Origin of the sequence: Streptomyces spongiae (assembly GCF_009377185.1) — a bacterium.
Taxonomy (GTDB): domain Bacteria; phylum Actinomycetota; class Actinomycetes; order Streptomycetales; family Streptomycetaceae; genus Streptomyces; species Streptomyces spongiae.
In genome coordinates this window covers 1-9,741 of the sequence record NZ_VJZC01000374.1, presented here as the reverse complement: position 1 = coordinate 9,741, position 9,741 = coordinate 1, and the positions used below count along the sequence as shown (strand labels likewise).

The window sequence follows — 9,741 nt, the reverse complement described above, 5'->3', positions numbered from 1 at the left end:
GGGCGCGGGATGGGAGGCCGCGTCGGAGGCGGCCCTCTCCAGGTGGGCCAGAACGGTCTCCGCGGCCGCGCGGCGGAGGGCGAGGGCCGCGTCGTCCAGCGGGAGCGGCCACGCGTGGTCCGCGGCCGCCTCGTGCAGCGCGGGGTTCTCCTCGTCCTCCTCGGGTTCGTCGGCCCATGCCTCGATCTCGCCGTGTCCCGCGGCGCAGTGCTCGTACAGGGCGAGGAGGAAGTCGGACGGCCCGCGCGGGCGCTTCTGGGACGGGCCCCAATAGTGGCCGGAGCCGAGGAGCAGGGAGCGGGGGCGGGTGAACGTGACGTAGCCGAGGCGGAGTTCCTCGGTGTGCTGGTGGTCCTTCATGGCCTCGTGGAAGGCCTTCATGCCTCGGGAGTCCCAGGACTCGACGTCGGGCAGCGTGTCGGCATCGCCGCGCAGCCCGTGCGGGAGGACCTTGCTCTGGGCGGTCCACTTCTCGCGGCCCCGGTCGCTGGGGAAGGAACCGGTGACCAGGCCGGGGACCACGACGACGTCCCACTCCAGACCCTTGGACTTGTGCGCGGTGAGCACCTTGACGGTGTTCTCGCCGCCGGGGAGGGCGTTGTCGAGGCCCTTCTCGTACTGGACCGCGGTGCGCAGGAAGCCCAGGAAGGCCAGCAGGGTGGCCTGTGCCTCGTTGGCGGCGAAGGACGCGGCGATGTCGAGGAAGTTGGACAGCGTCTCGCGGCGGCGGGCGGCCAGCGCGTGCGGGGACGCGGAGAGCTCGACCTCCAGGCCGGTGACGGCGAGCACCCGGTGCAGGACGTCCATCAGGGGGTCGGAGAGTGAGCGGCGCAGGTCGCGCAGTTCGGCGGCGAGGCGGGCGAACCGGACGCGCGCGTCCGGCGAGAAGGGCAGCCCGTCGTCCTCACGCTCGGCCTCGAACGGCAGCTCCAGGAAAGTGTCGAGCGCGTCCGCGAGGGAGATCACCTCGGCCGGATCGACGCCTTCGACAGCCGCGGCGAGCCGCCTGTCGGGGTCGTCGTCCCCCACGCGCGCGTGGGGCACCAGGAGCCGGGCCCGCCGTCCCAGGAGGGCGAGGTCACGTGGCCCGATGCGCCAGCGCGGGCCGGTGAGCAGGCGGACCAGGGAGGCGTTGGCGCCGGGGTCCTGGAGGACCTCGCAGACGGCGACGAGATCGGCCACTTCGGGGAGGTGCAGCAGCCCAGAGAGGCCCACCACCTCCACGGGGATGTCACGGGCGACGAGGGCGGCCTGGATCTCCGCGAAGTCGGTCGCCGTGCGGCACAGGACCGCGATCTCACCGGGTTCCTTTCCGGTGCGTACGAGGTGGGCGATCGAGTCGGCGATCCAGTCGGTCTCCTCGGCGTGGGTGCGCAGCAGGGCGCAGCGGACCGTGCCGTCGCGTTCGGCGCCGGGGGCGGGGCGGAGGGCCTCCACGCCCGCGTGCATGGCGCGCAGGGGCTCCGCCAGGCCGTTGGCGAGGTCGAGGAGGCGGCCGCCGCTGCGGCGGTTCTCGCTGAGGGCCTGACGGGTCGCGGGGCGGCCGTCGGCGTGTGCGAAGTGCTCGGGGAAGTCGTCGAGGTTGGCCACGGAGGCGCCGCGCCAGCCGTAGATGGCCTGGCAGGGGTCGCCGACGGCGGTCACGGGGTGGCCGGTGCCACCGCCGAACAGCCCGGCGAGCAGGACGCGTTGCGCGACCGAGGTGTCCTGGTACTCGTCGAGCAGCACCACCCGGAACTCGTCCCGGAGGATGCGGCCCACTTCGGGGAGGCGGGCGAGCTGGGCCGACAGCGCGATCTGGTCGCCGAAGTCGAGGAGGTCGCGCTCGCGCTTGGCCGCCCGGTAACGCCCGACCAGTTCCGTTAGTTCTCGGCGGGCCGCGGCCGTATCGGGAACCTTGCGGAGGTCGGCGTTGGTGAGCTTGGCGCCCTCCAGGGTCCGCGACAGCTCGGCGTCGTACGCGCGCAGGTCCTCGGGGCGTACGAGGTGTTCGGCGAGTTCGGAGTCGAGGGCCAGGAGGTCGCTGACGAGGTCCGGGAAGGAGCGGGTGAGCGCCGGGTAGGGGCCGGGGGCCTCGCGGAGCACACGCGCGGCGAGTTGGTAGCGGGTGGCGTCGGCGAGGAGGCGGGAGGTGGGTTCCAGCCCGATGCGCAGGCCGTGGTCGGTCAGCAGGCGGCCCGCGAAGGAGTGGTAGGTGGAGATGACGGGTTCGCCCGGCGGGTTGTCGGGGTCGATGACGTCCGGGTCGGTGACGCCGGCCTTGACGAGTGCCTTCCGTACGCGCTCGGCGAGTTCACCTGCCGCCTTGTTGGTGAAGGTCAGGCCCAGCACCTGCTCGGGGGCGACCTGTCCGGTGCCGACGAGCCACACCACGCGGGCGGCCATCACCGTGGTCTTGCCGGAGCCGGCTCCGGCCACGATCACCTGCGGGGCGGGCGGCGCGGTGATGCAGGCCGTCTGCTCCGGGGTGAACGGGATGCCGAGGAGCTCCTTGAGCTGCTCGGGATCGGTGATACGGGCGGACATACAAGAGAGGCTAGCCGCGGCCACTGACAGTGGGTGACGGATCGTCCCGGGGGCGGGGAGAAGCGCTGGTCAGCCCATGTGGTGCCGTGCGTCACGAGCGTTACTCGACGACGTGACGTCCCTCCGGCCTGGCGCTGCACGACGCCCGGAACGCGCAGTGCGCGCAGTGCTGCCCCGTGGTCGGTGAGAACCGCTCGTCGAGGACCTTGCCCGCCGCGTTGGCCAGCAACTCGCCGACCCACTCCCCCTCCAGGGGCTGCTGGGCCTGCACCTTCGGCACGGCATCGCCACCGTCCTTCTTGGCCGCCCCCCGACGCAGTTGGACGAGCTCGGCGCCGCCCGGCTCCGGACGTACGCCGTCGAAGGCCTCGTCGACGGCGCCCTCGCTGACGGCGAGCTGGTAGACGGCGAGTTGCGGGTGGCGTGCCACCTCGGCGGCGGTCGGCGCCTGTTTGCCGGTCTTGAAGTCGACTACGTAGGCGCGGCCTTCACCGTCGGTCTCGACGCGGTCCATGGAGCCACGGATGCGCACCTCGTAGTCGCCGGCCTCCAGGGTCACGTCGAAGTCGTGCTCGCTGGCCACCGGAGTGCGTCCGGTGCGGTCCATGACGTGCCACTCCAGGAAGCGTTCGAGCGCCACGCGCGCGTGCTCTTTCTCCTGGGCCGACTTCCAGGGCGCGTCGAAGGCGAGCGCGTTCCACACGGAGTCGAGGCGCTCCATGAGGACGGCGAGGTCGGCGGGGGTGCGGCCGGAGGCGACCTCGTCGGCGAGGACATGGACGACGTTGCCGAAGCCCTGGGCCGCCGTCGCGGGCGCGTCGGCCTTCACCTCGCGCCCCAGGAACCACTGCAGGGCGCAGGTGTTGGCGAGCTGGTCGAGGGCGCTGCCGGAGAGCACGACGGGTTGGTCTCGGTTCCTCAGTGGGACCTTGCTCTCCGTGGGTTCGAACATGCCCCACCAGCGGTACGGGTGCGCCGAGGGCACCAGGGGACGGCCGTCCTCGTCGCCGAGCGCGGCGAGCCGGGCCAGTCGGCGGGCGGCTGCCTCCCTGAGCGCGTCCGAGACGCGCGGGTCGACGGTCGTGGCGCGCAGTTCGGCGACGAGTGCCGCGACGGACAGCGGGCGGCGGGGGCGGCCGGTGACGTCCTTGGGCTCGACGCCGAGTTCGGTGAGGAAACGGGAGGGCTGGTCCCCGTCGTCGGCGGGAGCCTTCACGGCGGTGGCGACGAGGCGTTCACGCGCGCGCGTGGCGGCCACGTAGAACAGACGCCGCTCCTCCGCCAGGAGCGCGCCCGGAGTGAGCGGTTCGGCGAGTCCGTCGCGTCCGATGCGGTCGGCCTCGAGGAGCGAACCGCGGCGGCGCAGGTCCGGCCACAGTCCCTCCTGGACACCCGCGACGACCACCAGGCGCCACTGAAGGCCCTTGGAGCGGTGCGCGGTCATCAGGCGTACGGCGTCGGGGCGTACGGCCCTCCTGGCGAGCGTGTCGGCGGCGATGTCCTCGGCCTCGATCTCTGCCAGGAAGTTCAGGGTGCCGTGCCCACCGGTGCGCTCCTCCGCGCGCGCCGCGGTCGCGAACAGCGCGCACACGGCGTCGAGGTCGCGGTCCGCGTTGCGCCCGGCCGCGCCGCCGCGTCGGGCGGCCCACTCCAGCCGCCTGGGCCATGGAGTGCCGTCCCACAGCTCCCACAGTGCCTCTTCGGCCGTGCCGCCGTCTGCGAGGCGCTTACGGGCCCGGCGCAGCAGTTCACCGAGGCGCTGGGCGCCTCGCGCGTACGTCGGGTCGTGCGCGACCAGGCGCTCCGGCTCGGCCAGCGCCCGCGCCAGCAGCTCGTCCGAGGGCGGGGGCAGGGCGTTGCCCGCGGCCCGTTCTTCCTCGCGCAGGGCGCGGCCGAGGCGCCGCAGGTCGGCGGTGTCCATGCCCGCCAGGGGGGAGACGAGGAGGTCGAGAGCCGTCTCGGTGCCGAGCCAGGGGACGGGCTGTGCGGAGTCCTCGGGGCCCGCGTGCTCGTCACGCTCTTCGGATTCTTCAGGCCCTCCCGGCTCCTCGGAGGCCGTCTCACCGGTCTCGCCGGCTTCCGCCCGCGCCACCGCCCGCAGCGCTGTCAGCAGGGGCGCGACGGCCGGTTCGTGCCGCAGTGGGAGGTCGTCTCCGTCGATCTCCAGAGGTACGCCCGCCGCGGTGAGCACCCGCCGGACCGACGGGATGGTGCGGGAGCCCGCCCGTACCAGGACCGCCATGTCGCTCCACGGGACACCGTCCTCCAGGTGGGCCCGGCGCAGGATGTCAGCGATGTTGTCCAACTCGGTCCCGGGCGTCGGGTACGTGTACACCTCGACCCGTCCCCCGTCCCGTACCGGCTTCAGCTCGCGGTGGGCCCGTACTTTCTCCGCCGGGAGGCGGGTCAGCGGCATGCGCTGGGTGAGCAGGCGCGTGGCGGTCAGCAGGGCGGCGCCCGAGCGGCGGGAGGTCCTGAGGACCTGCACCGGGGCCGGGCGGCCGTCCGCGCGCGGGAAGGCGACGGGGAAGTCCAGGATGCCGTTCACGTCGGCGCCCCGGAACGCGTAGATCGACTGGTCGGGGTCGCCGAAGGCGACGAGTGTGCGGCCCTCGCCCGCGAGTGCCGCGAGCAGCCGTACCTGTGCGGGGTCGGTGTCCTGGTACTCGTCCACGTAGACGGCGTCGTACCGCGCCGCGAGGCGCTGGGCCACTTCGGGGCGACGGGCCAGGAGCACGGCGCGGTGGACCAGTTCGGCGTAGTCCAGGACGCCCCGCAGGTCGAGGACGTCGAGGTACTCGGCGAGGAAGTCCGAGGCCGCGAGCCAGTCCGGGCGGCCCGTGCGGGCGGCGAAGTGCCGCAGGTCGGCGGAGCTCAGCCCCAGCTCGCGGCTGCGGGCCAGCACCGCGCGGACCTCGTCGGCGAAGCCGCGTGTGGTCAGGCAGGCGCGCAGCTCGTCGGGCCAGCGGACGTGCGCCAGGCCGAGGCGCTCCAGGTCGGGCTGGCCGGCCAGGAGCTCACGGACGGCCACGTCCTGTTCGGGACCGGAGAGCAGCCGCAGGGGCTCGACGAACAGGTCGCTGTCCTGGTGGGCGCGGACCAGGGCGTAGCAGAAGGAGTGGAACGTGGTCGCCTGGGGCACGTGCGCGGCCCCGATGCGCAGGGCCAGGCGGTCGCGCAGTTCCACCGCCGCTTTGCGGCTGAACGTCAGGACGAGCACTCGCTCGGGGTCCGCGCCGCCCGCGATCCGGGCCGCCACGGACTCGACGAGCGTGGTGGTCTTGCCCGTGCCCGGACCTGCGAGAACGAGCAGTGGGCCGGTCCCGTGGGCAACCACACCACGCTGGCCTGCGTCAAGACGAGGGGGGTCCAACCTCGCCGGCGGCGTACGCACCAGCCGGTAGGCGCCACGGCTCCCCTGTCGCACCTGAGGGTGCGGCAGGCGTGTGGTGGAGGAAGAGGAGCTCACGTGGTTCGCCGGTCCTGGAGGTCGTACTCGGGTTTCGCGTGGAGGGCGGTGGCCGCGGGGTGAGGGGGACACGCGGCGTCGACGCTACGCCGACACACAGTGCGGAAGCAGGGCTTCCTCTTGTTCCCTCCCGGCCCGCGTGGCACACGCGTCCCTCGTCCCACGAACGTACGCCATGCCACGGACGTGCCCCGCGTCCCCCGTACGAGCGACAGGTCACCGTTTCGCCCGCCCGATGCCCGAAGCCGGCAGACCGGAAGCTGTCGGACCGGAAGCTGTCAGATGTGATCCAGCGCTCGTTCGCCGCCGTCCCATCGCGCCCGTTTCATGTCGACCCGCGGCACATGTCCTTCGGAGGTACGGCTCGCCTGGCGCAGGGGCGTGCCCTCGGCGCGGTAGTGCCCCAGGGCGTCCAGCTCGTGGCCCGGGAGCAGCACGCCGTCCGCGCGTATGACCCGCCACCACGGAACAGCGCCCCCGTAGAGGGCCATCACGCGTCCCACCTGGCGGGGGCCGCCCTCCTCCAGCCACTCGGCGACGTCGCCGTACGTCATGACGCGCCCGGGCGGGATCATCTCGGCGACCTCAAGGACCCGCTCCGCGTACTCCGGCAGGGCATCCGCCGAAAGGCTCTCCTCGCTCATCCGCCCCATCCTGCCCGACCGCACCGACAATGGGACGTGGTGGCGACCGCGCGTACTCCTCGCCCTCGCGCCGCGCTTCGGGCAGACTGTGCGCCCCCGTATTGCACCCTGATGCCCGCGCGCGTCGACGGGGCATGCCACCATCGTGCGGGCGGTGACCGGTGATACGAGATCAAGAAGAGACCATGAGGCAGCAGAGCGTGCACCCAGAAGACGCTGCGGGCACCTCTGACGCGTCGTCGCGTCCGGACACCCCCGACGAGGACGGCGCGACCGACACGTCGCCCGCCCGCGAGACGACCGGCAAAGCGCCCTCCCCGAAGGCGAAAGAGCCCTCCCCGAAGGCATCCGAAAACGAGAAGCAGCAGGTCGAGCGGGACACGGAGGCCACGGACGAGGCGTACGCCGACGAGGTGGAGGGCGACGAACCGCTGCTCCCCGCGCGTGTGCACCGCCCGTCCGACCTGATGAGGCTCTCGGTGGGCCTGCTCGCGATCGTGGTGCTGCTGGCGATCGCCGCGTTCGCGCACGGCACCACGTCCGGGCTCGAACAGGACATCAACAAGGGCACCGGACAGGCACCCGATCTGCTGATCAAGATCGCGGGGCTGGCGTCGAGCATCGCGATCCTCCTGGTGCCGGTCGCCTTCGCGATCGAGCGACTGATCAAGCGGGACGGCCTGCGCATCGCCGACGGCGTGCTCGCGGCGGTCCTCGCGCACGGAGTGACACTCGCCACCGACCTGTGGGTCGCCAGAGCGGCCCCGGACTCGATCCAGGAAGCGCTCACCCAGCCCTCGCCCGGCGACATCACCGCCCTCACAGACCCGGTGCACGGCTATCTCGCACCCGTCATCGCGTATATGACGGCCGTGGGCATGTCACGCAGACCGCGCTGGCGCGCGGTGCTGTGGATCGTGCTGCTGCTCGACGCGTTCTCCATGCTGGTCACCGGGTACACGACACCGTTCTCGATCATCCTGACGGTGCTGATCGGCTGGACCGTGGCCTACGGGACGCTGTACGCGGTCGGCTCGCCGAACGTGCGCCCCACCGGGCGGACCCTGATGGCCGGCCTGCGGCGCGTCGGTTTCAAACCCGTGAGCGCGAGCCGCGAGGAGGTCCAGGACACGGCCGAGAGCGGCGACCGGGGCCGCAGGTACTTCGTGACGCTGGAGGACGGCCCGCCGCTGGACGTCACCGTGGTCGACCGGGAGCAGCAGGCACAGGGGTTCTTCTACCGCGCCTGGCGCAACCTGACGCTGCGCGGCCTCGCCACGCGACGCAGCCTCCAGTCCCTGCGCCAGGCCCTGGAACAGGAGGCCCTGCTCGCCTACGCGGCCATCGCGGCCGGCGCCAACGCACCCAAGCTGATCGCGACCTCGGAACTCGGTCCGGACGCCGTGATGCTCGTCTACGAACACACGGGCGGGCGCACCCTCGACTCCCTGGCGGACGAGGAGATCACCGACGAACTGCTGCACGACACCTGGGACCAGGTGAAGGCACTGCAGTCGCGGCGCATCGCGCACCGCATGCTCGTGGGTGACGCGATCCTGGTGGATCGTTCCGGCACGGTGATCCTCACCGATCTGCGCGTCGGCGAGATCGCGGCCGGTGACCTGCTGCTGCGCATGGACGTGTCCCAGTTGCTGACGACGCTCGGCCTGCGGGTGGGCGCCGAGCGCGCGGTGAGCTCCGCCGTGAGTGTGCTGGGCCCCGACGCGGTGGCCGACTGCCTGCCGTTGCTGCAGCCCATCGCGCTGTCGCGTTCCACGCGCGCGACGCTGCGCCGGCTGGCCCGGGAGCGGTCGGAGCGCGAGCGTGAGGCGGTCCTGGAGGCTTCCCAGCACGCCAAGCAGGCCCGCGCGGAGGAGGCGGCCGAGTCCGAGGCACCCGTCGCCGAGAAGCCCGACAAGAAGGCCGTACGCGCCGAGCAGCGGGCCGAGAAACGCGCGATCGACGAGGCCATCGAGGAGGCGCGTGAGGAGGACCTGCTCACGCAGATCCGCCACCAGGTGCTGCTGATCAGGCCGCAGGCCCCGGTCGAACCGGCCCGCCTGGAGCGGATCAGGCCACGCACACTGATCAGCTTCATCGCCGGCGCGATCGGCGCCTACTTCCTGCTGTCGCAACTCGCCCACATCGAGTTCGGGCCGCTCATCGAGAACGCCGAATGGGGCTGGGTGGCCGCGGCCGTCGCGTTCTCCGCGCTGAGCTACGTCGCGGCGGCGATGGCCCTGCTGGGCTTCGTGCCCGAGCGGGTGCCGTTCCTGCGGACCATCGCGGCGCAGGTCGCCGGGTCCTTCGTGAAGATCGTGGCGCCCGCGGCGGTGGGCGGCGTCGCCCTCAACGCACGGTTCCTGCAGCGCTCGGGGGTGCGCCCCGGGCTCGCGGTGGCGAGCGTCGGCGCCTCGCAGCTGTTCGGACTGGGCTGCCACATCCTGATGCTGCTGTCCTTCGGCTATCTGACGGGTACCGAGAAGACACCCTCCCTGTCGCCGTCCCGCACGGTCATCGCGGGCCTGCTGACGGTCGCGGTCCTCGTGCTCGTGGTGACGTCGGTGCCGTTCCTGCGCAAGTTCGTCGTCACGCGCGTGAGGTCGCTGTTCGCGGGTGTCGTGCCGCGCATGCTCGACGTCCTGCAACGGCCGCAGAAGCTGATCACGGGCATCGGCGGCATGCTGCTGCTCACCGCCTGCTTCGTGATGTGCCTGGACGCGTCGATCCGGGCGTTCGGCAGCGAGGACATGCCCTCCTTGAGCATCGCCAGCGTGGCGGTCGTCTTCCTGGCAGGCAACGCGCTCGGCTCCGCGGCACCGACCCCGGGCGGTGTGGGCGCGGTCGAGGCCACCCTCACCGTCGGTCTGATCGCGGTCGGGCTCCCCAAGGAGGTCGCCGCGCCCGCGGTGCTCCTGTACCGGCTGCTCACACTGTGGCTGCCCGTGCTGCCGGGCTGGCTGGCGTTCAACCATCTGACACGCAAGGGCGCGTTGTAGACACGTACGACCAACGGGTCGGCGTACGCGGTCACGCGCGCGTACGCGAAAACGCGGCGCACGCGCGCGTGACCGTGGGAAAACGGGCCTCACCCGCCCGGCC

At 72.5% G+C, this 9,741-nt stretch carries 4 protein-coding genes; 1 reads left to right on the top strand and 3 read right to left on the bottom strand.

What is annotated here, in order from left to right:
- The 3 genes from FNH08_RS34750 to FNH08_RS34740 form a co-directional block, all read right to left on the bottom strand.
- A partial coding sequence (locus tag FNH08_RS34750) for an ATP-dependent helicase (RefSeq protein WP_152775506.1) occupies positions 1–2,526 on the bottom strand: 2,526 nt, incomplete at its 3' end.
- 100 nt (positions 2,527–2,626) lie between these two features.
- A complete protein-coding gene (locus FNH08_RS34745; protein WP_322725987.1) occupies positions 2,627–5,995 on the bottom strand; it encodes an ATP-dependent helicase in 3,369 nt (1,122 codons plus the stop codon).
- Positions 5,996–6,273: 278 nt separating this feature from the next.
- Complete coding sequence (locus tag FNH08_RS34740) at positions 6,274–6,639, bottom strand: MGMT family protein (RefSeq protein ID WP_322725986.1); 366 nt, start codon at positions 6,637–6,639, stop codon at positions 6,274–6,276.
- A gap of 185 nt (positions 6,640–6,824) precedes the next feature.
- Here FNH08_RS34740 and FNH08_RS34735 point away from each other — a divergent pair, with 185 nt between their 5' ends.
- Positions 6,825–9,638 (top strand): lysylphosphatidylglycerol synthase transmembrane domain-containing protein, encoded by a 2,814-nt coding sequence (locus FNH08_RS34735; protein WP_152775504.1) that lies wholly within the window; start codon positions 6,825–6,827, stop codon positions 9,636–9,638.
- Positions 9,639–9,741 lie beyond the last annotated feature (103 nt).

Coding starts and splice junctions, on each gene's coding strand:
- FNH08_RS34735 (WP_152775504.1), top strand. CDS start 6,825: ATGAGGCAGCAGAGCGTGCACCCAGAAGACGCTGCGGGCACCTCTGAC.
- FNH08_RS34740 (WP_322725986.1), bottom strand. CDS start 6,639: ATGAGCGAGGAGAGCCTTTCGGCGGATGCCCTGCCGGAGTACGCGGAG.